This is a genomic window from Kribbella sp. NPDC055071 (genome assembly GCF_053608045.1).
Genome location: NZ_JBSGUS010000006.1, coordinates 150,712 through 175,613, shown reverse-complemented (window position 1 = coordinate 175,613; position 24,902 = coordinate 150,712). Strand labels below are relative to the sequence as shown.

General features: G+C 66.8%; 24 protein-coding genes. 7 read left to right on the top strand and 17 right to left on the bottom strand.

Annotated features, from left to right (window positions below; all coding sequences use genetic code 11):
- Complete coding sequence (locus ACWF4Z_RS12865; RefSeq protein WP_452243174.1) at window positions 1-909, top strand: neutral zinc metallopeptidase; 909 nt, start codon at window positions 1-3, stop codon at window positions 907-909.
- Here the strand turns inward: ACWF4Z_RS12865 and ACWF4Z_RS12860 are convergent.
- On the bottom strand, window positions 902-1,357 hold the full coding sequence (locus ACWF4Z_RS12860; protein WP_452243173.1) for an N-acetyltransferase family protein: 456 nt from the start codon (window positions 1,355-1,357) through the stop codon (window positions 902-904). The genes ACWF4Z_RS12865 and ACWF4Z_RS12860 overlap by 8 nt on opposite strands.
- Before the next feature lie 276 nt (window positions 1,358-1,633).
- Here ACWF4Z_RS12860 and ACWF4Z_RS12855 point away from each other — a divergent pair, with 276 nt between their 5' ends.
- The gene (locus tag ACWF4Z_RS12855; RefSeq protein ID WP_452243172.1) at window positions 1,634-2,494 is read left to right on the top strand and encodes a mechanosensitive ion channel family protein; all 861 of its coding nucleotides are present in this window, start codon (window positions 1,634-1,636) and stop codon (window positions 2,492-2,494) included.
- Between the two features lie 100 nt (window positions 2,495-2,594).
- Here ACWF4Z_RS12855 and ACWF4Z_RS12850 read toward each other — a convergent pair whose 3' ends face one another.
- The 7 genes from ACWF4Z_RS12850 to ACWF4Z_RS12820 form a co-directional block, all read right to left on the bottom strand.
- Window positions 2,595-3,122 (bottom strand): hypothetical protein, encoded by a 528-nt coding sequence (locus tag ACWF4Z_RS12850; protein ID WP_452243171.1) that lies wholly within the window; start codon window positions 3,120-3,122, stop codon window positions 2,595-2,597.
- Window positions 3,123-3,237: 115 nt separating this feature from the next.
- Window positions 3,238-4,281 carry an N-acetylglucosamine kinase gene (locus ACWF4Z_RS12845; RefSeq protein ID WP_452243170.1) on the bottom strand — a complete coding sequence of 348 codons (1,044 nt, stop codon included), beginning with the start codon at window positions 4,279-4,281 and terminating at the stop codon, window positions 3,238-3,240.
- Entirely contained in the window at window positions 4,269-5,525 is a 1,257-nt protein-coding gene (locus ACWF4Z_RS12840; protein ID WP_452243169.1) for a 6-phospho-beta-glucosidase, read from the bottom strand. Before ACWF4Z_RS12840 ends, ACWF4Z_RS12845 begins: the two co-directional genes overlap by 13 nt.
- Window positions 5,522-6,406: a carbohydrate ABC transporter permease gene (locus ACWF4Z_RS12835; protein WP_452243168.1), complete on the bottom strand. Its 885-nt coding sequence runs from the start codon at window positions 6,404-6,406 to the stop codon at window positions 5,522-5,524. The genes ACWF4Z_RS12840 and ACWF4Z_RS12835 overlap by 4 nt, the downstream gene beginning before the upstream one ends.
- The gene (locus ACWF4Z_RS12830; RefSeq protein ID WP_452243167.1) at window positions 6,403-7,329 is read right to left on the bottom strand and encodes a carbohydrate ABC transporter permease; all 927 of its coding nucleotides are present in this window, start codon (window positions 7,327-7,329) and stop codon (window positions 6,403-6,405) included. Before ACWF4Z_RS12830 ends, ACWF4Z_RS12835 begins: the two co-directional genes overlap by 4 nt.
- Window positions 7,326-8,648: an ABC transporter substrate-binding protein gene (locus ACWF4Z_RS12825; protein ID WP_452243166.1), complete on the bottom strand. Its 1,323-nt coding sequence runs from the start codon at window positions 8,646-8,648 to the stop codon at window positions 7,326-7,328. The genes ACWF4Z_RS12830 and ACWF4Z_RS12825 overlap by 4 nt, the downstream gene beginning before the upstream one ends.
- A gap of 10 nt (window positions 8,649-8,658) precedes the next feature.
- Window positions 8,659-9,846 (bottom strand): ROK family transcriptional regulator, encoded by a 1,188-nt coding sequence (locus tag ACWF4Z_RS12820; RefSeq protein WP_452243165.1) that lies wholly within the window; start codon window positions 9,844-9,846, stop codon window positions 8,659-8,661.
- Between the two features lie 196 nt (window positions 9,847-10,042).
- Here ACWF4Z_RS12820 and ACWF4Z_RS12815 point away from each other — a divergent pair, with 196 nt between their 5' ends.
- Together ACWF4Z_RS12815 and ACWF4Z_RS12810 are read left to right on the top strand one after the other, a co-directional pair.
- Window positions 10,043-11,647, top strand: a complete 1,605-nt coding sequence (locus tag ACWF4Z_RS12815) for an ABC transporter ATP-binding protein (RefSeq protein WP_452243164.1) — start codon at window positions 10,043-10,045, stop codon at window positions 11,645-11,647.
- Window positions 11,644-13,431, top strand: coding sequence for an ABC transporter ATP-binding protein (locus ACWF4Z_RS12810; RefSeq protein ID WP_452243163.1), 1,788 nt, complete (start codon window positions 11,644-11,646; stop codon window positions 13,429-13,431). Before ACWF4Z_RS12815 ends, ACWF4Z_RS12810 begins: the two co-directional genes overlap by 4 nt.
- On the opposite strand, the gene ACWF4Z_RS12805 is transcribed toward ACWF4Z_RS12810, so the two are convergent.
- The 8 genes from ACWF4Z_RS12805 to ACWF4Z_RS12770 all read right to left on the bottom strand — a co-directional run bounded on the left by ACWF4Z_RS12805 (window position 13,379) and on the right by ACWF4Z_RS12770 (window position 20,013).
- On the bottom strand, window positions 13,379-14,335 hold the full coding sequence (locus ACWF4Z_RS12805; protein ID WP_452243162.1) for a DUF2891 family protein: 957 nt from the start codon (window positions 14,333-14,335) through the stop codon (window positions 13,379-13,381). The genes ACWF4Z_RS12810 and ACWF4Z_RS12805 overlap by 53 nt on opposite strands.
- 10 nt (window positions 14,336-14,345) lie before the next feature.
- The gene (locus tag ACWF4Z_RS12800) at window positions 14,346-15,317 is read right to left on the bottom strand and encodes a DUF979 domain-containing protein (protein WP_452243161.1); all 972 of its coding nucleotides are present in this window, start codon (window positions 15,315-15,317) and stop codon (window positions 14,346-14,348) included.
- Window positions 15,314-16,015, bottom strand: a complete 702-nt coding sequence (locus ACWF4Z_RS12795; RefSeq protein ID WP_452243160.1) for a DUF969 domain-containing protein — start codon at window positions 16,013-16,015, stop codon at window positions 15,314-15,316. The genes ACWF4Z_RS12800 and ACWF4Z_RS12795 overlap by 4 nt, the downstream gene beginning before the upstream one ends.
- 82 nt (window positions 16,016-16,097) lie before the next feature.
- On the bottom strand, window positions 16,098-16,499 hold the full coding sequence (locus ACWF4Z_RS12790) for a type II toxin-antitoxin system VapC family toxin (protein WP_452243159.1): 402 nt from the start codon (window positions 16,497-16,499) through the stop codon (window positions 16,098-16,100).
- Window positions 16,500-16,530: 31 nt separating this feature from the next.
- Window positions 16,531-17,208, bottom strand: a complete 678-nt coding sequence (locus ACWF4Z_RS12785) for a uracil-DNA glycosylase (RefSeq protein ID WP_452243158.1) — start codon at window positions 17,206-17,208, stop codon at window positions 16,531-16,533.
- Between the two features lie 349 nt (window positions 17,209-17,557).
- Entirely contained in the window at window positions 17,558-18,121 is a 564-nt protein-coding gene (locus ACWF4Z_RS12780; RefSeq protein ID WP_452243157.1) for a DUF1990 family protein, read from the bottom strand.
- Window positions 18,121-19,131 carry an LCP family protein gene (locus tag ACWF4Z_RS12775; RefSeq protein ID WP_452243156.1) on the bottom strand — a complete coding sequence of 337 codons (1,011 nt, stop codon included), beginning with the start codon at window positions 19,129-19,131 and terminating at the stop codon, window positions 18,121-18,123. Before ACWF4Z_RS12775 ends, ACWF4Z_RS12780 begins: the two co-directional genes overlap by 1 nt.
- 54 nt (window positions 19,132-19,185) lie before the next feature.
- On the bottom strand, window positions 19,186-20,013 hold the full coding sequence (locus ACWF4Z_RS12770; RefSeq protein WP_452243155.1) for a helix-turn-helix domain-containing protein: 828 nt from the start codon (window positions 20,011-20,013) through the stop codon (window positions 19,186-19,188).
- Window positions 20,014-20,084: 71 nt separating this feature from the next.
- Here ACWF4Z_RS12770 and ACWF4Z_RS12765 point away from each other — a divergent pair, with 71 nt between their 5' ends.
- Both ACWF4Z_RS12765 and ACWF4Z_RS12760 read left to right on the top strand, forming a co-directional pair.
- On the top strand, window positions 20,085-20,870 hold the full coding sequence (locus ACWF4Z_RS12765) for a phytanoyl-CoA dioxygenase family protein (protein WP_452243154.1): 786 nt from the start codon (window positions 20,085-20,087) through the stop codon (window positions 20,868-20,870).
- A gap of 151 nt (window positions 20,871-21,021) precedes the next feature.
- Window positions 21,022-21,315, top strand: a complete 294-nt coding sequence (locus tag ACWF4Z_RS12760) for an HU family DNA-binding protein (protein WP_452243153.1) — start codon at window positions 21,022-21,024, stop codon at window positions 21,313-21,315.
- On the opposite strand, the gene ACWF4Z_RS12755 is transcribed toward ACWF4Z_RS12760, so the two are convergent.
- Window positions 21,316-22,338 carry an SMP-30/gluconolactonase/LRE family protein gene (locus ACWF4Z_RS12755; protein WP_452243152.1) on the bottom strand — a complete coding sequence of 341 codons (1,023 nt, stop codon included), beginning with the start codon at window positions 22,336-22,338 and terminating at the stop codon, window positions 21,316-21,318.
- Window positions 22,339-22,470: 132 nt separating this feature from the next.
- Between ACWF4Z_RS12755 and ACWF4Z_RS12750 the strand changes: the two genes are divergently transcribed.
- Entirely contained in the window at window positions 22,471-24,426 is a 1,956-nt protein-coding gene (locus ACWF4Z_RS12750) for a M13 family metallopeptidase (protein WP_452243151.1), read from the top strand.
- Window positions 24,427-24,902: the final 476 nt, after the last annotated feature.

The window sequence follows — 24,902 nt, the reverse complement described above, 5'->3', positions numbered from 1 at the left end:
ATGCGCCGCGCACTACTTGTTGCCGGACTCCTGCTGCTCACCGGATGCGGTCCCGCCACGGTCGGTGCTCAGCCGTCAGTGGTTGTCAGTACGCCGACGCCCACTCCTACGCCGACACCGACACCAACTCCGACGTTCACGCCGACTCCCACCCCGACTCGGACCGCGTCCAAGGTGACTCCGCGGCCGCCGAAGCCGCGGAAGACTGCGGCGGTGCTGCAGAGCAACAAGATCTATGCCGGCGGAAAGGTGGGCGCGGTCAAGTGTCCGCTTCCGACGGTCCGGTTGGTCTCTGCGCCGGCGGTCACCCAGTACGTCCGTGCCGTCCTCACCTGCCTCGACCAGGCCTGGGCACCGGTCGTGAAGCGTGCGGGGTTCCGCTTCCACCCGCCGGTTCTGCACGTCTACAAGGGAAAGGACGGGTCGCCGTGTGACGGTCCCGGCGGCGACGCGTTCTACTGCTCGGTCGGGGACGGGATCTACCTCGACTGGACGAGTGACCAGGTGCTAGGGATGGACCAGTTCGACATCCAAATGGATCTGATCTACACGGCGGCGCACGAGTACGGGCATCACATTCAGGAATTGAGCGGGATCGGGAGGTACTACGACTCGCATTACGATGACAAGTCCCAGACAGCGCAGCTGGAGGAGAGCCGGCGCCTGGAGCTGCAGGCGGACTGCTTCGCGGCGGCCTTTCTCCGTGGGAACCAGCAGACGCTGGATCTCCTCGGTTCCCGGTACTGGGCGTTGAACCTCGGAGACCATGGAGACGACAACGATCCGGATGCGCCGCCCGACCACGGCTCGACGGACAGCGACCAGCGTTGGGCGGCCGACACCTTCGCGTCCGGCGGGAACCTTGCCTCGTGCAACACCTGGACCGCGCCGTCCGAGTACGTCAGTTGAGCGTGAGTTTGAAGCCCTCGTGGGTGTTGGCGAAGCCGAGGCGTTCGTAGAAGCGGTGCGCGGCGGTGCGGGTCTTGTCGGAGGTGAGCTGGACCAGCGTGCAGCCGCGGTTGCGGGATTCCTCGATCGCCCACTCGATCAGCGTCGTACCGAGACCGGAGCCACGGGCCGGCGCGGCGACGCGGACGGCCTCGATCAGGCCGCGGGTGGAGCCGCGGCGGGACAGGCCGGGGACGATCGTGAGCTGGAGCGTGCCGACCAGCTCGTCGTTGCGCTCGGCAACTATCAGGACCTGGTGGGGATCCGCGTCGATGCGCTCGAACGCGCTCAGGTACGGCGTCAAGTCGTCGACGGACTCGCGGGTCGCGCCGAGCTGGTCGTCGGCGATCATCGCGACGATCCCGGCAACATCGGCGGCGGTGGCACGGCGGATCACCACATCGTTCATGCCGACAGCATCTCAAACCGCCGGTGCGGGCCGACTGCGGGGTAATCAGTGTTCCGAGGTAATGGTGATTGCCTTATGCAAAGACTCTTGGAATTCCTTGTGTGGCAAGGCTTGGATGACCGGGATTGCCACAGTCCTGTCACACGCCGGTGACAGCTGTTTGCCCTGCGCAACCACGGGTACGGGTGATACTGGCACCACTGCATCCGCCCGTGCCGGGGTCGCGTGCAGTCCTGCGCGGCAGCGGATGCGGGCCCACTCCGGAAGGTAGGTCCGATGTCCGCGTTAGCGATCGATTTCACCCAGCCGTTCGAAGATGCCTTCAGCAAACTGTTGGGCTTCATCCCGAATCTGCTCGGCGGTCTCGTCATCCTGGTGATCGGCTACTTCGTCGCCAAGGTGCTCGGGAAGCTCGTCGGCAAGCTGCTCGGGCGGGTCGGGTTCGACCAGTGGATGGACAGAGCCGGCGTCTCCGGCGTCCTGCAGCGGTCCGGCACGGGGCTGACCGCTTCGGCGATGCTGGGCAAGGTCGTGTTCTGGTTCGTGTTCCTGATCAGCTTCACGATGTTCGCCTCCGCCCTCGGGGTCCCGGAGATCTCGAACTTCATGAGTACGATGCTCGGCTACATCCCGCGGATCTTCGCCGCGATCGTGATCATCTGCCTGGCGGCGCTGTTCGCGAACTTCCTGGCCGCGATCATTCGGGGCGCGACCGGCAACGAGACCCTGGCCAAGGTCGGCAAGTACGCGATCCTCGTGTACGCCGCGTTCGCCGCGCTGACCCAGCTCGGTATCGCGGTCCAGTTGACCGGTAACACCCTGCTGATCGTCCTGGCCGGTGCAGCCCTGGCCCTTGGCCTGGCTTTCGGCCTCGGGGGCCGCGAGATGGCCGGCCGCGCCCTCACCAACCTGTTCAGCCGCGACAACCTCAAGCCGCCCGCACCCCAGAACGGCATGAACGGCACCATGGGCTCGAACGCAACCACAGGCTCGAACGGCACCCCGTCGTACCCGAGCAACTACGAAGGCCAACCCCACCCCGGCTACGACCCCCAACACGCCACCCACGGCGCACCCCCCGCCGCCGGCTGGTCCAACGGCACCCCCTCCAACGGCAACTGGCAAGGCGGCCAGTAACCACCGAGAACCACGACGGGCGGCAATCCTCAGGATTGCCGCCCGTCGTTTGTTCTGGCCTGGAGATCGCCCACTAAGCCGGTGATGCGTGCCGCCAGGCTTAGTTTTGGGTGTCGGGGCCGGCCTGGCGGACGGTTTCTACCTTGGTCATGGCTTCGCGGAGGTCGGCCAGCCAGGTTTCGCTGTGCTGGGCGACGAGCTTGACGCACCAGCCGAGGGCGTCGCTGCGGGAGCGGGCTACGCCGGCGTCGACGAGGGTGTCGAGCACCTTGCGCTCGGGCTGGCGCAGGCGCGTCATCACGGGGGCGGACAAGGACGTGAAGATGGTGGTGGTGTCGCCGCAGTGGACGCCCCAGGCGACCTTGCGGCGGGTGGAGTGCTCGAGTTCGCGGGCGATCTCGATGCGGCGCTCGCGAGTGTCTTCGCGGTACTGCTTGATCCGGCCCTCCTCGGCGGCGGACCGCTCGGCCGCGCTCACGTCGTCGGCCTGCTCGGGCGCGGGGATGCGGCCCACGATCAGGATCTCGTCCCGGTCGATGGTCAGCTCCGGCTCGCCCTCGAACCATTCGTTCGGCAGCCGGCCGGTCAGCCAGCCGCGTACCTTCTCCTGCTCGTTCTGTGTACTCATGTAATCATGATTACACAGCAAATCGAGGACGCAAGGGTAGAGGGAAGGTCCGGCCCGGCACGGGGCCCGGGCCGGACCAGCTCAGGCGGCGGATGGATTCAGGCGGCGGACCAGCTCAGGCGGCGGGCGACGGTGCGAACGCGGCGCGCAGTCGAGCCTGCGCCGCCTCCCCGGCTGCCGTGTGGTCGAGACCCAGCAACGCGGCTCCAACCACGGGCGGTACGTCGACCACCCGAGGGATCGCGTTGGGAGCGACCGACGACAGCAGGCGTACGACGCGATCCAGCAACACCGAGTGACCGGCTGTGAGTACCCCTCCACCAAGCACAACCGTCACCGGTTCGGTGAGCAGGTCCAGTCGTCGCAACGCACTCTCCGCCATCGCGACGATCTCCTCGGCCTGCTGCTGAATGATGCCGAGGGCAACGGCATCACCGGCCACCGCGACCTGGAACAACACCGGCCCGGCCTCCAGTTGCCGCTCCACCGGCAGCTCACCGAAATGGAACGCCTCGATCACCGCATCCAGCGACGCCATCCCGTAGTACGCCGGGATCGCGGCGACCAATGCGGTCGCCGGCCCACGCCCATCGGCCGCCCGTGACGCCGCCCAAAACGCCTCCTCGGCCAACTGGGCCCCACCGCCCCAATCGCCGGTCAGCTTCCCCAGCGCAGGGAACCGAGCTGTCCGCCCATCCGGCAGCAACCCGGAGCAGTTGAGCCCAGCGCCGCACACGACCGCCACACCCCGCGGTTCGTCGACCCCGGACCGCAGCAAAGCGAACGTGTCATTGGTGACGTACACCGACTCCGCCCACCCCCGCGCCTCGAACTCCGCAGTCAGCAACTCCTCCTCGACCGGCAGATCGGCATTGGCCAAACACGCCGAAATCTGCTGCACCAACGGCCGACCCCCAAGCACCAAGGGCGATCCGCTGAGTGCAGACGTTCCGTCAAGGACCAGTCCTGCCGCGGCGGCCGCAGCTGTCACCAACGGTTCAAGCTGGGCGACCGCAGCGGCGGGCCCGATCTTCTGGGGTTCGAACCCACCGCCTCGCGCCATCCCGAGCACGGTCCCGTCCGCCGCCACCAGGGCGACGTCGGTCTTGCTGTTCCCGGCGTCGAAGGCAAGTACGCCGCCCGGGACTACTGCGCCCACGACAGATACGCCTTGTTGTGAGCGAGCAGTCGATCAGTCAGCTCCCGAGCGATCGAGATCTGCCCAACCAACGGATGCGCGAGCAGTGCCTCGAACACTCGCTCCGACCCGCCCTTCACCGCAGCCTCCAGCGCCAGCTCCTCGTACGCCGTCGCATGGCCGACCAGCCCGGCATACAAGGGCTCCAACGCAGACACCGGCTCCGGCGTCGCACCCTCGGCCCCTACTGTGGCCGGCACCTCGATGACAGCATCGTCGGCCAGGAACGGGAACGTCCCGTTGTTGAGCGTGTTCACCACCTGCACGTCCCCGGTGTTGTTCAGCAACGACGACGCAAGCGCCACAGCAGCCTCGGAGTAGTAAGCCCCACCACGCTGCTCCAGCAGTGCGGGCTTCTCGTCCAGCTGCGGATCGCCGTACATCTCCAGCAGTTGCTTCTCCAGCGCAGCAACCTCAGACGCCCGCGACGGCTGCGTCAGCAGCTCCTGCACCACCTCATCGTGCTGGTAGTAGTAACGCAGGTAATACGACGGTACGACGCCCAACTGCCGCACCACGTCCGCCGGCAAGTGCAGATCGTCAGCCACTTCGTCCAAGTGGTCAGCAAGCAGCTTGGGCAACATGTCCTCGCCGTTGACCCGCACCGCCCGCTCCCAGGTCAGATGGTTCAGCCCGACGTGGTCGAGCGACACCTCCGCGGGCGTAACCCCGAGCATCCGAGCGAACCGCCGCTGGAACCCGATCGCCACGTTGCACAGCCCGACTGCCTTGTGACCGTGCGACAACAGCGCCCGCGTCACGATCCCGACCGGATTGGTGAAGTCGATGATCCAAGCATCCGGATTGGTACGCCGTACCCGCTCAGCGATATCCAGTACGACGGGCACGGTCCGCAACGCCTTGGCGAGCCCACCGGCCCCTGTCGTCTCCTGACCGACACAACCGCACTCCAGCGGCCACGTCTCGTCCTCGTTCCGCGCGGCCTGCCCACCGACGCGCAGTTGGAGCAGTACGGCGTCCGCACCGTCGATCCCCGCGTCGAGATCGGACGTGGTGACCACGCGACCCGGATGGCCTTGTTTGGCGAAGATCCGGCGAGCCAGCCCACCAACCAACTCGAGCCGGTCGGCCGCCGGGTCGACGAGGACCAACTCGGAGACCGGCAACGTGTCCCGCAACCGAGCAAACCCGTCAACGAGCTCCGGCGTATAGGTAGACCCGCCACCAACGACTGTGAGTTTCACCCTTTGACCCCTGTCAGTGTGACGCCTTCGATGAAGGCCTTCTGTGCGAAGAAGAACAAGATGATCACCGGAGCCATCACCAGCAGCGTGGCTGCCATGGTGAGGTTCCAGTTGGTGTGGTGTGCGCCCTTGAAGGACTCGAGTCCGTAGCTGAGCGTCCAGGCGGCCGGGTTCTCACTGGCGTAGATCTGTGGTCCGAAGTAATCGTTCCAGCAGTAGAAGAACTGAAACAGAGCTACGGCCGCGATGGCCGGTTTCGCCATCGGTAGCACGATTCTGACCAGTGCCTTGAAGTCACCGCAGCCGTCCACCTTCGCTGCGTCCACGTAGTCCTTCGGAATCGTCAGCAGGAACTGCCGGAGCAGAAAGACCGAGAACGCGTCGGTGAAGGCCAGTGGGATGATCAGTGGCCACAGGGTCCCGGACAGATGCAATTGCTTGGCCCAGAACAGGTACATCGGCACGATCACCACCTGTGGCGGCAGCATCATCGTGGAGATCACCAGCATCAGCGCGAGATTGCGTCCGCGGAACGTGAACCGCGCCAGCGCGTAGGCGACCGGAATGCTCGACACCAACGTGAGCGCCGTACCGAGTCCGGCGTACAGCAGGGTGTTCTTCCACCAGGTCAGGAAGCCCGGTGTCTCCCAGACGGTCCGCAGGTTTTCCCAGTGCCAGCTGTTCGGCCACAGGTCTCGGGTGAGCGCCTGCTGGTCACTCATCAACGCAGTCAGGAAGATGAAGACAAACGGCAACAGGAAGAACAGAGCGGCCGCGATAGCGAGTGAATGGATCGCAACCCAGTGCAAGAAGCGCGTACGGCGGGCCGTCCGCGCCGCCGACGTGATCGGTACGGGAGCGGAGATGGCGGTCGCGGTCATGCTGCACTCCTATCGGTCATCGAGCGCATGAGTACGGCGGTGAACGCCATCGCCAACGCGAACAGCACGAGCGCGATCACCGATGCGCCGCCGGTGTCGAACCGCTGGAAGCCCAGGTGGTACACGAGTTGCGGCAACGTCAGCGTGGACTTCTCCGGATACCCAGGCTCGAACTGCTGACCGGATCCGCCGATCACTCCGCTGGCGACCTTCCCGGCGACCAGTGGCTGGGTGTAGTACTGCATCGTCTGGATCACCCCGGTGACGACCGCGAACAGCACGATCGGCGAGATGTTCGGCAGAGTCACGAAGCGGAACTTCTGCCACGCCCCAGCGCCATCCAGACCGGCCGCTTCGTACTGCTCCTGCGGTACGTCGAGCAATGACGCCATGAAGATGACCATGAGATCGCCGATGCCCCACAACGCCAGCAAGGTCAGGGCAGGCTTGGACCAGGTCGGATCGTTGAACCAGCCTGGTTGCGGCAGTCCGAGGCTGCCGAGGATGTTGTTCACCGGTCCGGTGCCCGGGTTGAGCAGGAACGCGAACGCCATCGTCGCGGCCACCGGCGGAGCCAGATACGGCAGGTAGAACGCCGTACGGAAGAAGCCTGCGCCTGTCTTCACCTTGGTGATCAGCATGCCGATCCCCAGACCGAAGACCACCCGGAGCGTGACCATCACGACGACCAGCCAGAGAGTGTTGCGCAAGGCGGGCCAGAAGAACGGGTAGTCGGAGAAGACGTACTGCCAGTTCTTGAGGCCGGTCCAGGTCGGCGGCGTGAACCCGTCGTACTTCATAAAGCTGAAGTAGACGGTCGAGCTGAGTGGGTAGAGGAAGAAGACGCTGACGCCGATCAGCCAGGGCGACAGGAACGCGAGGTTGCGCAGAGCCTCTCGGCGACGCTTTTGTCGAAGAGTCATTTGGCCTGCGCCAGATCCTTGTCGATCTGCTGGTCGGTCTTCGCCAGCCCGGCGGCCAGGTCGGGGACCTTGCCGGACTCGTGGGCGAAGCCGAAGTCCTGCAGCGTGAGCTGGTACGCGCCGCCGTTCGGGCTGGCCGGCGTCGTGCTGCTCTTCGGGTGCTGGGCGATCTCGAGGAATGTCTTGAAGTCGGGGCTGAGTTTGGGCGACTTCAGGGCGTCCAGCGTCGACGGCACGTTGTGGATCGCGTTCGCGAAGCTGACGACGGCGTCGGTGTCCGTGGTCATGAACTTGACCAGCTCCCAGGCCGCGTTCTGCTTCTGGCTGGTGCTCGCGATCCCGATCACGGTGCCGGACAGATACCCCTTGCCGTAGCTGTCGGCCTGGTCGTCGGGCACCGGGAACGGCGCGACGCCGATGTCGAACTTCACCCCGGCCTCGCGAGCCATGCCGAGCCGCCACTCACCGTCCATGGTCATCGCGACCTGCCCGGTGTGGAACGGGTTCTTCGCACCGAACTCGTCACCGAAGGTCGAGCGGTACTTCTCCAGCTTCGCGAACCCGCCGAGCTCGTCGACCAGGCCCTTCTGCCACGTCAGCATGTTCGCGAACGCCGGATCGGCAGCGAGGTTCGACTTGCCATCAGCAGTGAAGTACGTCGGGTTCCACAACGCAGCGAAGTGCGAGGTGGTCGACTCGTAGCCGTGGAAGTTCGGCATGAAGCCGAGCTGGGTGAAGGTGTCGCCCTTGGTCTTGGTGAGCTTCTTCGCGTCGGCGTTGAACTCCGACAGCGTCTTCGGCGGCGCCGCGATCCCGGCGGCCTTGAACGCATCCTTGTTGTAATACAGACCGTACGCGTCGTTCAGCAGCGGCAGTGTGCAGCGCTTGCCCTGGAACTGCGTGTAGTCCTGCAGCGGCTTGGGGAACGTCTTGTCCAGCTCGATCCCGGACTTGTCCAGGAACGGCTTGAGGTCGCTGAAGACGTTCGATGCGCAGAAGGTGCCGACGTTGTCGGTGGTGAACGACGACACCACGTCCGGTGCATCTGAGCCGCCCGCCCGCAGCGCCTGCTTGATCTTGTCGTCGTTGGTGTTGCCGACGACGTTCACGTGGATGTTCGGATGCTTCGCCTCGAACGCCTTCACGTTGGTGGTGATCGCGGCCACCTCGCTCGGTGCGCTCCAACCGTGCCAGAAGGTGATGCTGACGTCCTGGGTGGCGTCGTCATTCGCCTTCGGGGCCGCTGACGTCCCTGTACAAGCGGTGGCCAGCAAAGCGACTGCGGTTGCGCCGGCTAAGGCACGGGAGAAGCGGGGCATCCAAGAACTCCTAGGTGATAGGTGGACCTGCGGTGTCGAAGACTTCGTCGCGGGTGGTGCTCAGAGCGGACTGCAAGGCCCCGGCCAGGACCGGGTCGGTGCTGACCGCGGTCATCAGCAACCGCGGCCGGGGTACGGCGAGATCGGCGAGCTCGTCCTGGACGAGTCCGCGCAGGCGATCGCCACCAGCGGTGATCACGCCACCGGCCAGGACGATCAGTTCGGGGTCGACCACGGCGACGATGGCCGCGAGGCCGACCGCGAGCCGGTGGGCGAATTCCGCGAGGACGGCGTCGCCCGCACCCTTGGTCTCCAGGGCGACCGCGATGGCAGCTTCCGGCGTACGGGCCTTGAGGCCGTGTTCGCGGGCGAGCTCCAGGACGGGTTCGCCGCCGGCGAGCTCCTGGAAGCCGCCGGCGTTGTTTCGGCCGACGTTGCGGACCAGCGGCGTACCTGGCAGGGGCATGAACGCGACCTCGCCGGCGCCGCCGGTCGCGCCGCGCAGCAGCGTCCCGTTGATCACGATCGCCGCGCCGATGCCCTCCTCGCCCCACAGCAGCACGAAGTTGTCGCTGTCGCGGGCGTGGCCGACGCGTTGCTCCGCGACGGCGGCCAGGTTGACGTCGTTCTCGATCTCCAGCGGTACGGCGATCGCCGCTGCCAGCTCGTCGAGCAGGTGCGGCGCGTGCCAGCCGGGCAGGTGGGTCGCGTACCGCAGCCGACCCGTGGTCGGGTCGAACCCACCCGGCGTACCGATCGAGACGCGGTGAAGCCGCTCCCGGGTCAGGCCCGCCTCGCCGGCCGCGCCCTCGAGTGCCTTGAGCACTCGATCCACGGTGCCTTTGGCGCTGCGGCCGGGAGTCGGCAGCTCATAGGTGCCCGCGACCTTGCCGGTCAGGTCCGCGACGGCCGCGCGGATCCGCGTCGGCGTGACGTCGAGCCCGGCCACGTACGCGATGCCGCCGTTGATCTCGTACAGCTGCGCATTCGGGCCGGGGCGACCGGCGGTGGTGCCGCTGGGGCGGACCAGACCGGCCGCCTCGAGGCGAGCCAGCAGCTGGGACGCGGTCGGCTTCGACAGACCGGTCAGGTTGCCGAGCGTGGTGCGGGACAGCGGGCCCTCGCTGAGGAGCAGGTCGAGAGCGGCGCGGTCGTTCATCGCGCGGAGCAGGCGCGGCGTTCCGGGTGTTGTTGCCATGAGCTAACCCTGCCTCCCTCCGCCGGATCCGTCTGCTCGGCTCGCTGGTCGAACGAACTGTTAGGAAAGTTTCCTATTAACGCGAGACCGTACGGCGGACGCGGGCGGGTGTCAATCGCGGTTGGTGAGTTAGGCTCACCTAACTATGTCGACTGGGGAATTGTTGAGGCGCGCGATCCGACGGCATCGGGGCCGGATGATCGCTGGGGTCCTGGTGCTGTCGCTGCATCAAGCGACCGAGGCGGCCGTGCCGGTGGCGATCGGCATCTTCGTGGACCGGGCTGTGTCGACCGGCGAGGTGCGTCCGCTGCTGTGGTGTGTGCTGATGATGATCGTGCTGTTCGCCGTGCTGTCGAACGCATGGAAGACCGGTGCGCGGCAGATCGTGCGTGCGATCGAGTACGAGACCCACATGCTCCGACTGGAGATCGCGCAACGAGTGATGGACCCACGCGGTCACACCACTGGGCTGCGGTCCGGAGAGCTGTTGTCGATCGCGACGTCCGACGCTGAGCGGACCGCGTTGATCATGCGGGCCGTCTCGATCGGCTGTGCAGCTGGTACGGCGTTGATAGTGTCGTCGGTGTCGTTGCTGCTGGTCGACGTACCACTCGGGCTTGGCGTGCTCATCGGCGTACCGCTGCTGGTGCTGGGGATCCAGGCGTTGTCGCCGCTGCTGACTCGTCGTACGTCCAGCCAGCAGCAGGCGGTGGCGCAGACGACCGCCCTGGCTACCGACCTGGTCGGCGGGCTGCGGACCCTGCGGGGGATCGGGGCGCAGCACAACGCGGCCGCGCGCTACCGACGGTCCAGCGAGACCACTCTGCAGGCGACGCTGCGTGCGGCCACGACGGCCGGCCTGCAGGATGGTGTGACGACCGCACTGAGCGGACTCTTGCTCGCGGCTGTTGCTGGGGTGTCGGGGTGGTTCGCGTTGAACGGACAGATCACGATCGGCGAGCTGATCACCGTGGTCGGTCTGGCGCAGTTCGTCGCCGAGCCGGTCGGGACGCTTGGGTATGCCAGCCAGGTCCTCGCTACGTCCCGCGCATCGGCCGAGCGGCTGGCTTCTGTTCTGTCTTCTCCGCCGCTTGTCGTCAGCGGTACTGCTACAACGTTGGACGCCTCGAAGCCGCTGCTAGAGCTGGACGGGGTGTCCTATAAGTCCTTGTCCGCAGTGGATCTGACGCTGCGACCGGGGGAGTCCGTGGGCGTGCTGTGTTACGACCCACGAGACGCCGATGCGTTGCTGACGGTTGTAGCCGGTCGAGCACCTGAACACGCCGGTGTGCTGCGTGTTGGCGGTACGCCGATCGACGAGCTCGACATCGACGTACTGCGGCAGACCGTCCTGTTGGAGCAACACGAGACGGACCTGTTCGAGGGAACGCTGCGGAGCAATCTGCTCGTCGAGTCCCCGTCGCTGGACCGGGTGATGACGGCTGCAGGCGCTGCGGACCTGATCGAGGAGCTCGACCGTCCATTGGCCGACCGCGGTCAGTCGCTGTCCGGTGGGCAGCGGCAACGGCTCGGGCTGGCTCGCGCACTCCTTGCTCAGCCGCCAGTCCTGGTGCTGCACGACCCGAGTACGGCGGTTGACGCCGTGACGGAGGAATTGCTGGCGGAGGGGCTGGCTGAGGAGCGGTCCGGGCTGACCACGCTGGTGTTGACGAGCAGCCCGGCGTTGCTGGGCAAGATGGACCGGGTGGTCGTGATCGCGGCCGGTGCGGTGGTTGCCGAGGGCATCCATGCGGAGCTCGCCGCGCGTGACTCGGCGTACCAGGAGGCGGTGCTGCGATGAACCTGCTCCCCATTGCCGGACCGCGCGCGACGTGGGCTGTGTTGTGGCAAGAGATTCGGCGGCAGCCGGTGCTGTCGGTTGTTGCCGCGCTGGTGATCACTGGCGCCAGTGCGGCCGGTCTGGTCGCTCCTTGGGCGCTCGGTGTGCTGGTGGACGACGTCTCCGGTGGCGCCGACAACACGGCGATCGTGAAGGTCGTGCTCCTCATCGGCGTGGCTGCGCTGCTGGCCGGCGCACTGACTGCGCTTGGGGTGACGCTGGTCGCGCGGGTCGGTGAGACCGTGCTGGCGCGGATCCGCGAGAAGGTGTTGGACCGGGCGCTCCAGCTGCCCGCACCGGTGCTGGAGAAGGTCCGGATGGGCGATCTGCTCTCCCGAGTCGGTGACGACGTCGCATCGGTCGCGTCTGCGCTGACCGAGGTCGGACCGGCTGTGCTGGGTGCGATGTTGACGATCCTGCTCACCGTGGTCGGCATGTTCGCCCTGGACTGGCGGCTCGGTCTGGCCGGGTTGCTGGCCGTCCCTCTCTACGTCGCGGCGCTGCGGTGGTACCTGCGGCGGTCGGCGCCGTACTACCGCCAGGAGCGGGTCGCGCTCGGAGAGCGGTCTGAGGCGATCATCGCGTCCCTCCGCGGCAGTGCGACGGTGCGGGCTTACCAGCTGGAGGATCGTCAGCTGGAGAAGATCAGTGTCACCTCGGCCAAGGCGCGGGACATCTCGATCCATGTCTTCAAGCTGTTCAGCTTCTTCTCGATGCGGATCAACCACGCCGAGTTCCTCGGGCTGACCTCGATCCTGGTGACCGGGTTCTTCCTCGTCCGCGCGGATCAGGTGAGCATTGGTGCGGTGACCGCGGCCGCGCTGTACTTCCACCGGTTGTTCAACCCGGTCAACGTCGTACTGATGGAGTTCGACCAGATCCAGACCGCTGGTGCGGGCCTTGCCCGGCTGGCCGGCGTACTCGAGATCGAGCCGATCCCTGAGCCGCCTGCGGGTCCTGCTCCGGCGGACTCGTCGCTGGACCTGGAAGGGATCAGCCACACGTACGACGGACCCGAGGTGCTGTCCGACGTGTCGCTACGGCTCGAACCAGGTGAGCGGGTGGCGCTGGTCGGCGCGAGTGGCGCCGGAAAGACCACCCTGGCTGCGATTGCGGCCGGTGTGCTCGTTCCGACCGCCGGTGTGGTCAAGCTGGGTGGAGTGGATGTCGCTGCGCTCGGTGAGGATCGGACTCGGGAGCAGGTGGCGCTGTTGAGCCAGGAGGTGCATGTGTTCTCCGGTTCGCTGGCGGACGACGTGCGACTGGCTCGGCCGGACGCCACGGATGCTCAGGTCGAGCGCGCGTTGGAGCGGGTGGGCGCCTTGGCCTGGGTGCGTGCGCTGCCGGATGGTCTGGGGACTGTTGTCGGGGAGAACGGGCATCCGTTGACCGGTGCGCAGGCACAGCAGGTCGCGTTTGCTCGCCTGGTGCTGGCCGACCCACCAATCGCCGTACTGGACGAGGCGACCGCTGAGGCCGGTAGTGCGGGTGCGCGGGAGCTTGAGCGGGCCAGCATCGCTGCAACCGAGGGACGTACGACGCTGGTCGTCGCACACCGGTTGACTCAAGCACAGCAGGCCGATCGGATCATTGTGCTCGACCACGGGCGGGTGGTCGAGTCGGGTACGCACGAGTCGCTGCTCGCCGGCGGTGGACGCTATGCGCAGCTGTGGCGGAGCTGGTCCGGGGTGTCTACGCCTGGTCAGCCAGGAGGGCGAACGACACCAGCCAGTGCGTCGACATGAAGTCGCCGTGGGTCACTGTCGGGATGACCGCCTCCACCTGACGGTCCGCGCCGGCACGCAGTACGTCGGCAACGTCGGGTAGCGCCGGTGCGATCGTTCGGAGCTGCCAGGCCCGCGACAACGCCAGCCCGGACAGGTGCGCGAGCTGTCCGTCGCCGGAGTCGTCAGTGGCCGGCACATCGAGCAGGTGCGCGTGAGCCGTCGTACCCAGGCCGGGCAGGAACGCTGTAAGCCACGGGCCGAACTCGTCATCCGGGAGTACGCGGCGCATCAGCTCGGCCTCGCTCAACGCCGGTGAGAGGAAGTCCGTACCTGAGGGCTCGAACCTCGTGTCGTAGTTGGTGTCGCCACCGAACCACTCGACCGCGCGGCTTCGGATCGCGTCGACCACATCCGCGCGGCCGAGGTCGTCGTACGCCTCCAAAAGCAGTGCGAGTGCGAAGGCGCTGTTGAGGTGGACGCCGTGACGGACGGGATACGCCTGGCGTGGCAGCCAGCCGAGGACGAGGTCGGCGATGACATCGGCCAGTGGACCGAGGTCGTACCGACCCTGCGCGGCGGCGGCGAGCATCGCAGCCCAGGCCCAGCCGTACGGGCGTTCGTACGACGGACGCTCGCTCAGGTACGCCGCCTCCGTCGCGATCGCCTCCGGGGTGAGCCGCCGGTCGAGGATCTCGATCGGTCGCGGTCCGGCCTGGTCCGGGGCCAGTGTCAGCAGCCGGACCAGGGACCACTGCATGTGCGCGCTGGAGTGCCAGTCGTAGGAACCGTGGAAGGCCGGATGCAACCGGTCCGGCGTCACGTCCACGTCGTTCGCATTCTGCGAGGCGTGCGCGGCGCCGTACGGGTACAGGGTTTCGAGCACCGCACAAGCGATCTCGGCCCAGGCAGCGGCGTACTTCATGGATCTCCTTCTAGAAGGCGAAGACGTACATGATCGCGATGTTGCAGGCGAGCAAGGGGATTGCGGTCGGGATCTGGGCCTTGATCGGGCCGTACTGATCCTTCATCTCGAGCAATGCGGCGGGGACCAGGTTGAAGTTGGCGGCCATCGGCGTACAGAGGGTTCCGCAGAAGCCGGCCAGCATGCCGACCGCGAACACGATCGCCGGCGAACCGTCGAACTGCTGCACCAGCAGCGGCCACCCGACCGCGGTCGTCATCACCGGGAACGCGGCGAACGCGTTGCCCATGATGATCGTGAAGACCGCCATCCCGATGCAGTACAGCGCGACCGCGGCGATCAGCGAGCCCTTCGGGACCAGGTGATCGGTGACCCGGCCGACCGCTTTGCCGACACCGGAGGCGGTGAACAACAGGCCGAGCGTGGCGAGCATCTGCGGCAGAATCGCGGCCCAGCCGATGTGTTCGAGTAGTCGGCGACCCTCGTGCAGCGGTACGGCGGGGGACCTCGGCCGAAGCAATGCCATCCCAACCACCAGCGCCAGCAGCGATGCGACGCCGAGGCCGATGATCGTGGCCGAACCGGACTGCAGCAGTAGCTTGCCGTCACCCAGCTTCACCTTCGCCAGCCAGGCGGCGAAGATCGCCGCGACGACCGGGATCACCAACGCCGGCAGGAACAACTTGTTGCCGAACCGGTCGGCGAACCGGATCCGCTCTTCCGGAGTGGTCGTCTGCTCCTTCCCCCGGCCGGGAAAGCCGGAGCCGGCCAGCACGGCCAGGCCGATCACCGCGATGCCGAGCAGCCAGGCCGGGGCCGTCTTGTTCACCACGAACGTGCCGTAGCCGAAGGAGAGGCCGAGGATGCCCCAGAACGCGGCGCTGCCGATGCGCTTGGGGTTCGTGCGGTCGTTGACGACCTGGAGGGCGATCAGGACGAAGAAGATGCCGCAGAGCCAGTAGAACCACTCGACCTTGATCACTGCGCCACCTCCTCGGTCTCGGTCTTGCTCTGCTCGGCCAGCTTGTCGAGCTGCCGATCGAGCAACAGGAGCCGGCCGCCGTGGATCAGGAGCGCGCAGATGGCGGTCGGGATGGCCCAGAGCGCGATGTCGATCGCTTCGAGGTGCAGCCCGTACGTCGTGTCCACGAAGCCGGTGATCAGCAGGATCGAACCGATCGCGACGAAGATGTCCTCACCGAAGAACAGGCCGACCGTGTCGGAGCTGGCAGCGAAGCCCTTGATCTTCTCCCGCGTCTTCTCGGTCAGCGTGCCGTAGCGACGCTCGGCCGCACCGGCGGCCATCGGGTAGATCAGCGGCCGGACCGTCTGCGCGGGCCCACCGATGCTGGTCAGGCCGAGCGCCGCCGTACCTTGCCGGATCAGCAGGTAGAGGGCGAGCAACCGGCCGGTGGTGAGGACCTTCAGCTTGCTGATCAGCTTGCGGGCCTGGTCCTGCAGCCCGTACCGCTCGATCAGCCCGATCACGGGTAAGGCGACGATGAAGATCGTGACGGATCGGCTGCCGGCGAAGCCCTGGCCGAAGGTATCCAGGATCTTGACCGGTGACAGGCCGCCGATCAGGCCGGCCACGATACCGGCGGCGGTGACGACCAGCATCGAGTTCAGCCGGAGTGCGAAGCCGACGACGACCACGGCGATGGCGAGCAGAACCCACATGGTTCCTCCCGGGGACGGATTGTCCGGCCACCATAAGAGATTGTTGAACGATCCTGCAATGCATCATTCGAACAAACTTCTCTTACGGCCGAAGTAGGTCGTCCAGGGGTGCAATGGGGACGACGCCGGAGGCTTTCCGGACGAGTTCCGGATCGACGCTGACGAGCGCGTCTGCCTGGAGTTTCGCGACGGCCAGGTACTCCGCGTCGCGAAGGGTGTCCCAGTCCTGCTCGCGGGCGACCTTCCAGGCGGTCCAGCGGGACATCCGGTCCCCGAGGGTGCGGATCTTCAGCTCGGTCATCCGGGTGTGCAGCCGCCGTGCGTCCGGCTCGGTCCGGCGGCCGGCGCGGACATCGGTCAATAGCAGTTCGAGGGCCTCCGAGCGGATGGCGCTGGGAGCGACCAGTTGATGAGCCGGATCGACGGTCAGGTCACCATCGACCAGGTGCAGAAGGGTGGGTGCATCGATGACAAAACGGGTCATGCCCCTCAGAGTGCCCTAAGTACTCCGCGCGCTAAGGCAGGCGCCAATCGATCGGGGTAGCGCCTTGCTCGACCAGGAGTGCGTTGACGCGGCTGAACGGGCGGGAGCCGAAAAAGCCACGGTCGGCGGACATCGGGCTCGGGTGCGCGCTTTCGACGTACGGCGTGCTGCCGAGCATCGGCTTGAGCGTCTGGGCGTCACGTCCCCAGAGGATCGCGACCAGCGGGCCACCCCGGTTCACCAGCGCGTGGATGGCCTGCTCGGTGACGGTCTCCCAGCCTTTGCCGCGGTGCGCTCCCGACTTGCCCGGCTGGACAGTGAGCACTCTGTTGAGCATCAGCACGCCTTGCTCGGCCCACGGCGTCAGGTCGCCGTTCGAGGGCGCAGGTACGCCGACGTCCGCCATCAGCTCGCGGTAGATGTTGGCGAGGCTCCGCGGGATCGGTCGTACGTCGGGTGCGACCGAGAAGCTCAATCCCACTGGATGGCCTGGGGTCGGGTAGGGGTCCTGGCCGACCACCAGCACCTTCACCTGCTGCAATGGGCTCTTGAACGCGCGCAGCACGTTCTCACCCGCGGGGAGATACGGCCGACCCGCCGCGATCTCCGCGCGCAGGAACTCACCCATCTTCGCGACCGTGTCCTCGACCGGCTGCAGGGCCTCGGCCCAGTCCGGCGCCACCAGATCCGTCAACGTCTTCGCGCTCACCCGCCACAGTTTCGCAGTACGACGCCGACGGATGCATCCCGGGTTGTCGTCCGGTGTTCGCGTGTCGCTCAACCCTGGGTCTTGGCACGCACGGTACAAAGGTCGCGGCCCCGCAACGGTATGAGCATTGCGGGGCCGCATAACCCCATGGTCGCCGGGCGAGGAGTGCACCGGCTCACCGCATGCGAGGGAGGACCGCTCATTCAGCGAGCGTCCTCGACAGCCCCGATCTCTCACGCACCGCGGTCGTCGCATTCCCGGCAGGCCAACCACAGGCTGCCCGCACTTACGCACCGAGCCCGCCACGCGCCCCAGCAACTCCATTCTTTCCTTCGTTTCCTTTGCTCTGTTACTGGGTGGCTAGCCTTCTCAACGCGCTGGCATAGCGGCTGGCGGCGTACTGCTGGGCTTTGCGGCCGGCAGGTCCGGCGAGGCGGGTGTACCAAGCCGCAGCCCGGCTGTAGGCGCGGATGGTGAAGTAGATGCCGTCTGGCTCGCGGGTGACCACAAAGGACTCCTCACCGGCCTCCGGGTGCCCTTCGAGGCTCCCGTACGCGAAGCCGACGCGGTCCGGCTCGTCGACAGTCCAGACGACGCGGCACGGGATCGGCAGCCCCAGGACGCCCAGTGGGGAGATCGTGCGGAGCCGACCGATCAGGATGCCGGCGCCGGCGCGGCCGAGGGCGTTCGTACCGATCGTCGGGGGCGTGTCGGTCGCGGTGATCGGTAAACCGGCTGCCCGATGCATGCGCCAGTTCAGCAACGCCTGACCGGCGCGGGCGAATACCTCACTGCCCGCGCCGATCCGGCTGCGCTGCTCGAGCCGGTGGTACCCCTGCGGCGTCTCGTCGTACCGGGTCGATCCGACCACGGTGTAGTTGAACCGCAGTCCGGCCACGTCGTCCAGCTTCATCAACTGCTCTTCAGACCCGACGTCTTGTCGGCCTTGATGGCGTTGAACAGAGCCAGTGCCTTGGCGGTGTCCCATTTCACGGCGACGCCCCGATTGTTGCCGAGGTCGTAGTGGTCACTGCTGATCGGGACGGTCAAGGTGATGCCGCCGCTGCCCGACACAGCACGCATGCCGCGGGCGAAGCCGATGAAGTCGAACAGGCTCATGTCCTTGTCGACCGTCAGCGCGTCGACGCCCTTGGTGGCGACGTTGTAGTAGCGGATCGGGTTCAGGAACGTGGACGGCGAGCTCGCCTTCTTCGCGACCGCACCGACCATCGCGCGCTGCCGCTCCACCCGGCCGAAGTCGTTGTTGCCGTCGGCGTGCCGTGATCGGACGTAGCCGAGCGCGTTCACGCCGTCGAGATTCTGGCAGCCGGCCGGCAGGTTGATGTGCGCGTCCGCATCTTTCATTGCCTTGGGCAAGCACATGTTGATGCCGCCGATGCTGTCGATGACCGAGGCGAACCCGCCGAACCCGACCTCGACGTAGTGGTCGATGCGCAGTCCGGTGGTGTTCTCGATGGTCTGGATCAGCAGCGCCGGGCCCTTGTTGAAGGCCGCGTTGATCTTCTGCTTGCCTTGCACACCAGGGATGTTGACCGCGCTGTCACGCGGGATGCTGATCAGCACCGTCGGGCCGGACTCGGGCACATGCATCAGCATGATCGAGTCGGTCCGTGGCGGCCCGGCGTCCCCGCCGGTGTGCAGCCGCGCGCGCTCGGCCCGGGTGAGGTCCTCGCGGGCATCCGAGCCGACCATCAGGTATGTCGTTCCCGGTGTATCGGCCGGACGGGCGCCGGTCGGCATCGCATCGATCTTGTCCATCCGGCTCCAGGCGTAGAGCGGGACGACGACCAGCATCAGGATGAACAACAGGACGATCAGTCCGACGGTCCGCAGGAACCAGTTCCGCCGCTTCTTCGGGCGTCTGGTCGCTGGGCGCGGGTCGATGGGCTGCGTTTCACTCATAGCCATGACGGTATAGGTGCCCAGTGCCCGCGCACGTCACCCCACTGAATGGTTTTACCGGTCGGAAAGTAGATCCCGCCTCCTCCGGAAGGAGGAAATCGGCCCGGACACCGAACCAAACCGCTGGAACGCGCGCGGCGAGACCCCGACCCGGGCGGTGAACAAACGGGTGAAGTAGGCGGCATCGTCGTACCCGACCCGCCGGGCCACCGCTGCGACGGTCAGGTCCTCCTCGGCCAGCAGACTCTTCGCGGTGTTCAGTCTGGTGGTCAAAACCAGTTCCTGCGGCGTGGAGCCAGTGGTACGACGAACTGCCTCACGCAGCTCCTTGACGGTCAGTCCGAGCGCGGCGGCGTACTCCGGAACGCTGAGCGGTGAGCACGCGAGCTCGGCCAGCTGTACGGTTACGTCGTCGGTGGGTGCGGGCGCGGCCGTTGCGATGAGGTCATAGAGCGCCGCAATGGTCTGTACGGCGTCACGTGTCTCACTGACGCGGAGCAGGCGGCTGAAGGCCCGGTCGATCGGTCGTGGATCGGAGTACCGGCGTACGGGCTGGTTCAGGTGGCCGAGAGTGGTGAGTGCTCCGGTCGCTGGACCGCTGAAGAGTGTCCAGCTCTGGCGCCAGCTCGTGGTTGGACGGTATCCATGCAGGACGCCGGGGTAGAGGTAGATCATGGCCGGCCCGTGGACGTCGTACAGCTGACGGTCTGGACCGTGCAGAAGCTGACCGCGTCCTTGTTTGAGCCAGACCAGCGCGTGGCAGCCGAGTGCTCGCTCCGGGACCGGGCCGGGCGGGCTGAGCTGCTCTCCGGCGCCCAGGCAGAAGAGTCCAAGTTGCTGCTCGGTTGCGCCAGGGGTCAGGTAGATCGACCAATCCGCCATGGCACAAGAGTCCAAGAAGTCGGTCGCGAGTGTCCATTCCGCCTGTGGTTGCTGCAGGGTGAACTGGAGCGGTGCTGACTTCCAATGGGTATCTGCTTGATGAGCGGCGGCTGGGTGAGCTTGTCCCGGTGCCTGCGCAGGAGCGTGCCGATCGCGCTGCGTTGCGGGCGCGGCTGAGGAAGGCCGGGTATCTGTTTCTGACCGGGTTGCTGGATCCCGCGGTGGTGCGCGGCTTCCGCGAGTACTACCTCGGGCTGACCGGCGGGCTGAGCGACAGAGCGTCGTACCGGCAGGTGCTTTTCGAGCAGATAGTGCCGGGGGCGGAGTACGCGGCGTTCTGCGCGCAGCCGGCGCTCAAGGGGTGGTTCGAGTGGTTCCTGGGCGGGGAGCCGTTCCTGCATCGTCGGAAGATCATCCGGCAGACGGCACCAGGCGAGAACGGCATCGGTACGGCGACTCAGGCGCACTACGACTTGCTGTACCTCCGGGAGGGTAGCGACCAGGTGCTGTCAGCCTGGATCCCACTCGGTGACTGTCCGGTCGCTCGCGGCGGACTGACCTATCTGGAGCGCAGCCACCAACGAGTGCTTGCTGAGGAGGCTGCCGGGCGGCTGAAACGACCTGCGGCGTCCATGACCGCCGACCTGCCCAGTCTGGCCGAGCAGTACGACGCGAACTGGCTGGTCACCGACTATGCGGCCGGTGACGTGGTCATTCACACCGCCCACACGATTCACGCCGCTCTGGACAACGTGTCGGCTGAGCTGCGGCTGTCGACCGACATCCGGTACCAACGGGCGGACGACGCGATCGACGCCCGGTGGCAGCACCACTGGCACGATCGCGACGGGCTCTGAACGACGGTCATCCCGGTGCGGAAGTTCCCAGTCTGTCCGGGGTGACCGGAATGCGGATGCTTCTCGCTAACGACAATCATTTTGGTTAAGGTGCCGCTCGGAAGGTTTTTCCGCATCTGAACCGAGTCTGAGTCGAATCTGAGGAGAGCCCGTGAACCGCAACGAGTTGGTCGCCGAGGTGGCGCAGAAGGCGGGCATCCCGCGGAACCAGGCCGAGAAGGTTCTCGACGCCCTGGGCGACGTCGTCACCGAGGCCGTGCAGCAGGGCAACAAGGTGTCGCTGACCGGCCTGCTGAGCATCGAGCGGGTGCTGCGAGCGCCGCGTACCGGCCGCAACCCGCAGACCGGTGAGCCGCTCTCGATCCCGGCCGCCTACTCCGTCCGCCTCTCCTGCGGAAGTCGCCTCAAGGCCGCAGCCCGAGGCAACCTCCGCAGGGTGTCCTGACTAGCTGTTACTGGGTAAGAACCGGATCTTGTCGCACTCGCCCTCGTCGACCGCGTGCTTGATCGGCTTGGTGGTCGCCGACACTGCGCTGATCCAGTACGGCGTGGTCGGTGTCGGCGGGGTGTTGAACCGGGCGTTCGGCAGGTAGAGCCGGTCCCCGAAGGCCGCGGCGGTCGTCGGGACGTCGAAGTCCGTGCTGGTGACCACACGGACCACAGTGCCCTTGGTCCCCGCCGAATTGAGGGTCACGACGGAGATCTGGTTCGAGCGGTTCTGGACGACGTACAGGGTCCGTCCGATCAGCAGCAGGCCGTCGCCGTTCGTCATCACGGTGTTGCCGATATCGATCCGCCGGGCGACTCCGGTCTTCGGGTCCACCCGGAGCAGGAAGCCGGTCGACGACTGCACGATGATCAGGGCACGGCCGTCCGGGGTGAGCGAGATGCCGTTGGCGTTGATCGCGCCTGGGGTGTGCTGATAGTCGCCGGACAGCGGGATGGTCTCAGCGTTGGCGGGCAGCTTTCCGTGGCGGCCGAACGGGACCTTGTAGAACACAGGCTGCTGCGAGTCGGTGAACCACGCCGCGTCCTTACCCAGGATCACGTCGTTCACGAATGTTGGCGTCGCTGTGGTGAACGTGTAGCTCGCGAGCACCTTCCCGGTGCGGGTGTCGATCACCCGACCGTTGCCGCCGCCCGAACCGGCGACGAACAGCCGGCCGGAGCCGTCCACCTTCATCCCCAGCGAGCCGGTGCCCGGCCCGGTGCTGATCACCTTGCCGGTGCCGGTCTTCAGATCGGCGGCGTAGATGTCGCCGTTCGCGCGGGAGCCGAGGTACGCCGTACCTCCGTCGATCGCGATGCCTTCGGGCTGGAAACCGGCCGGGAGTTCGATCCGGGTCGGGAAAGCGGTCGGGTTGGTCGTCGTCGATGGGGCGGCCGTGGCAGCCGACGTACTCACCAAACCCAGCATCAGAGCCGGGACGCCGATCAGCGTGGTGAGCCGGCGGACGAGGTGCGACATGGGCGGGTCCTCCTGATCCGGTGATTCTTCTTGCTGGGCTCAACGGGTTGGGCCTGTGGATAGTTCATCACGGGGCCGGCGGCGAACGGGTATGTTCGCAGACAGCAATCCGACACGGGACAAGGGGCACGGATGACAGCAGGAATCGATACTTCGAGTCTGTCCACGACGGTGCGGCCGCAGGACGACCTGTACCTGTACGCGAACGGCCCTTGGCTCGACGCGCACGAGATTCCCGCGGACAAGCCCATCCACGGCGCCTTCCATGTGCTCCGGGACGAGGCCGAGCAGGATGTCCGCGCGATCGTCGAGAAGGCCGTCGCGGCCGGGCACCCCGCGGGCAGTGAGGCGCGCAAGATCGCCGACCTCTACACCAGCTTCATGGACGAGGAGCGGATCGAGAGCCTCGGCGCCGAGCCGATCGCCGACCAGCTCGCGCTGGTTCGTGGGGTCGAGGACCTGTCCGGGCTGGTCTCGGTCATCGGTCAGCTCGAGCTGCAGGGCGTGTCCGCCGTCTTCCACTACTGGGTCGACGCGGACGCCAAGAGTTCCGACGAGACCATCGTCCATTTGATGCAGGGCGGGCTGGGCCTGCCGGACGAGTCCTACTACCGCGAAGACAGTTTCGCAGAGGTGCGTACGGCGTACGTCGCGCACGTCACGCGGATGCTCGAGCTGGCTGGGGTCTCCGATCCGGCCGGTGCCGCGCAGCGGGTGATGGAGCTGGAGACCAGAGTCGCGGGTGCGCACTGGGATCGGGTGAAGGACCGTGACGTCAAGCTGACCTACAACAAGCTAGACCGGGCCGGGCTGGACGCGCTGACGCCTGGGTTCGAGTGGACCCGGTGGCTCGAGGGCGCCGGCGTACCGGAGAACGCTTTCGACCAGGTCGTCGTTCGCGAGCCGGACTTCCTGACCGCGGCCGCCGGAATCCTTCAGGAGATCGAGCTCGACCGGTGGAAGGAGTGGCTGAGCTGGCGGATCGTGCACACCGCGGCGCCGCTGCTGAGCCGGGCGTTCGTCGACGAGAACTTCGCCTTCTACGGCAAGACGCTGACCGGTGCGCCTGAGCTGCGCGAGCGGTGGAAGCGTGGGGTCGGGACGGTCGAGTCCGCGCTGGGTGAGGCGCTCGGCAAGCTGTATGTCGCCGAGCATTTCCCGCCGGCCGGCAAGGCCCGGATGCTCGAGCTGGTGAACAACCTGGTCGAGGCGTACCGGCAGCGGATCGAAGCGCTCGACTGGATGGGACCGGACACCAGGCAGCGGGCGTTGGAGAAGCTTGGCACGTTCGTGCCCAAGATCGGCTATCCGGACGTCTGGAAGTCGTACGACGCTCTCGAGATCGACCCCACCGACCTGGTCGGCAACGTGCGCCGTTCGGTCGAGGTCGAGACCGAGCGGGACCTGGCCAAGCTCGGCAAGCCGGTGGACCGGACCGAGTGGCGGATGACACCGCAGACGGTGAACGCGTACTACAACCCCCGGATGAACGAGATCGTCTTCCCGGCCGCGATCCTGCAACCGCCGTTCTTCGGCCTGGATGCCGACGACGCGGTCAACTACGGCGCGATCGGTGCCGTCATCGGGCACGAGATCGGGCACGGCTTCGACGACCAGGGCTCGCAGTACGACGGCGCCGGCAACCTGAACAACTGGTGGACCGACGAGGATCGCGCCGCGTTCGAGCACCGCACCGACAAGCTGGTCGCGCAGTACGACGCTCTCGTGCCGGCCGAGGTGCCTGATCAACACGTCAACGGCAAGCTCACCCTTGGCGAGAACATCGGTGACCTGGGCGGTTTGTCGATCGCGTACTTCGCGTACGAGCTCTCCCTGGACGGCGCCGAACCGCCAGTCATCGACGGCCTGACCGGAGCCGAGCGCTTCTTCGTCTCCTGGGCCCGCGTCTGGGCCACCAAGACCCGCCCCGAAGAAGCCGCCCGCCGCCTGGCGATCGACGCCCACTCCCCACCAGAGTTCCGCTGCACGGCCGTCGTGAAGAACATCGACGCCTACCACCAAACCTACAAAACCCAACCCACAGACGGCATGTGGCTAACCCCAGAAGACAGAGTCCGCATCTGGTAACCCCTCAAGCACGGTCCACCGGACACCGCTCCGCGGCGGCTGCTCTCTTGCCGCCTTCGGCGGGGGCGCAGATTCGGTCGTTCCCGTCGACGTGGTTGGCGCGGGGGATGTGGTGGGCCGGGTGCGACGGACTGTGGTTGGGTCGGGCCCTGTGGGGGACTGTCGTCCGCGGGCTCCGCTGCGTGATGGTGCGACCAAGGGAAGGACGCGCTACGCGGATCCCGCGGGAGCTATGAGCCCGAGATCTGGACCCGGGAAGTCGGCGTGGACCCGGGCCGGCCTAGTTCGGTGCAGAACCGTGCAGTAGCGGGTGTGTTGACTGGTCTGGTCCTGGTGTGCCGGCGGTTGGTATCCGGTGGCGCAGATACGCTGGCGGGGGCTGCGGACATGTCATGGCGTCTCCGCAGTCACCGTCGGTGTCCGCGCCGCCCGTAAGGGCTGTTCGGGGCCTTGGGCCCCGTGATCCGGGCAGATTG

Excerpts from the sequence above, each read along its gene's own strand:
- ACWF4Z_RS12865 (WP_452243174.1), top strand. The coding sequence starts at position 1 with ATGCGCCGCGCACTACTTGTTGCCGGACTCCTGCTGCTCACCGGATGC.
- ACWF4Z_RS12860 (WP_452243173.1), bottom strand. The coding sequence starts at position 1,357 with ATGAACGATGTGGTGATCCGCCGTGCCACCGCCGCCGATGTTGCCGGG.
- ACWF4Z_RS12855 (WP_452243172.1), top strand. The coding sequence starts at position 1,634 with ATGTCCGCGTTAGCGATCGATTTCACCCAGCCGTTCGAAGATGCCTTC.
- ACWF4Z_RS12850 (WP_452243171.1), bottom strand. The coding sequence starts at position 3,122 with ATGAGTACACAGAACGAGCAGGAGAAGGTACGCGGCTGGCTGACCGGC.
- ACWF4Z_RS12835 (WP_452243168.1), bottom strand. The coding sequence starts at position 6,406 with ATGACCGCGACCGCCATCTCCGCTCCCGTACCGATCACGTCGGCGGCG.
- ACWF4Z_RS12830 (WP_452243167.1), bottom strand. The coding sequence starts at position 7,329 with ATGACTCTTCGACAAAAGCGTCGCCGAGAGGCTCTGCGCAACCTCGCG.
- ACWF4Z_RS12825 (WP_452243166.1), bottom strand. The coding sequence starts at position 8,648 with ATGCCCCGCTTCTCCCGTGCCTTAGCCGGCGCAACCGCAGTCGCTTTG.
- ACWF4Z_RS12820 (WP_452243165.1), bottom strand. The coding sequence starts at position 9,846 with ATGGCAACAACACCCGGAACGCCGCGCCTGCTCCGCGCGATGAACGAC.
- ACWF4Z_RS12815 (WP_452243164.1), top strand. The coding sequence starts at position 10,043 with ATGATCGCTGGGGTCCTGGTGCTGTCGCTGCATCAAGCGACCGAGGCG.
- ACWF4Z_RS12810 (WP_452243163.1), top strand. The coding sequence starts at position 11,644 with ATGAACCTGCTCCCCATTGCCGGACCGCGCGCGACGTGGGCTGTGTTG.
- ACWF4Z_RS12805 (WP_452243162.1), bottom strand. The coding sequence starts at position 14,335 with ATGAAGTACGCCGCTGCCTGGGCCGAGATCGCTTGTGCGGTGCTCGAA.
- ACWF4Z_RS12795 (WP_452243160.1), bottom strand. The coding sequence starts at position 16,015 with ATGTGGGTTCTGCTCGCCATCGCCGTGGTCGTCGTCGGCTTCGCACTC.
- ACWF4Z_RS12790 (WP_452243159.1), bottom strand. The coding sequence starts at position 16,499 with ATGACCCGTTTTGTCATCGATGCACCCACCCTTCTGCACCTGGTCGAT.
- ACWF4Z_RS12780 (WP_452243157.1), bottom strand. The coding sequence starts at position 18,121 with ATGAAGCTGGACGACGTGGCCGGACTGCGGTTCAACTACACCGTGGTC.
- ACWF4Z_RS12775 (WP_452243156.1), bottom strand. The coding sequence starts at position 19,131 with ATGAGTGAAACGCAGCCCATCGACCCGCGCCCAGCGACCAGACGCCCG.
- ACWF4Z_RS12770 (WP_452243155.1), bottom strand. The coding sequence starts at position 20,013 with ATGGCGGATTGGTCGATCTACCTGACCCCTGGCGCAACCGAGCAGCAA.
- ACWF4Z_RS12755 (WP_452243152.1), bottom strand. The coding sequence starts at position 22,338 with ATGTCGCACCTCGTCCGCCGGCTCACCACGCTGATCGGCGTCCCGGCT.
- ACWF4Z_RS12750 (WP_452243151.1), top strand. The coding sequence starts at position 22,471 with ATGACAGCAGGAATCGATACTTCGAGTCTGTCCACGACGGTGCGGCCG.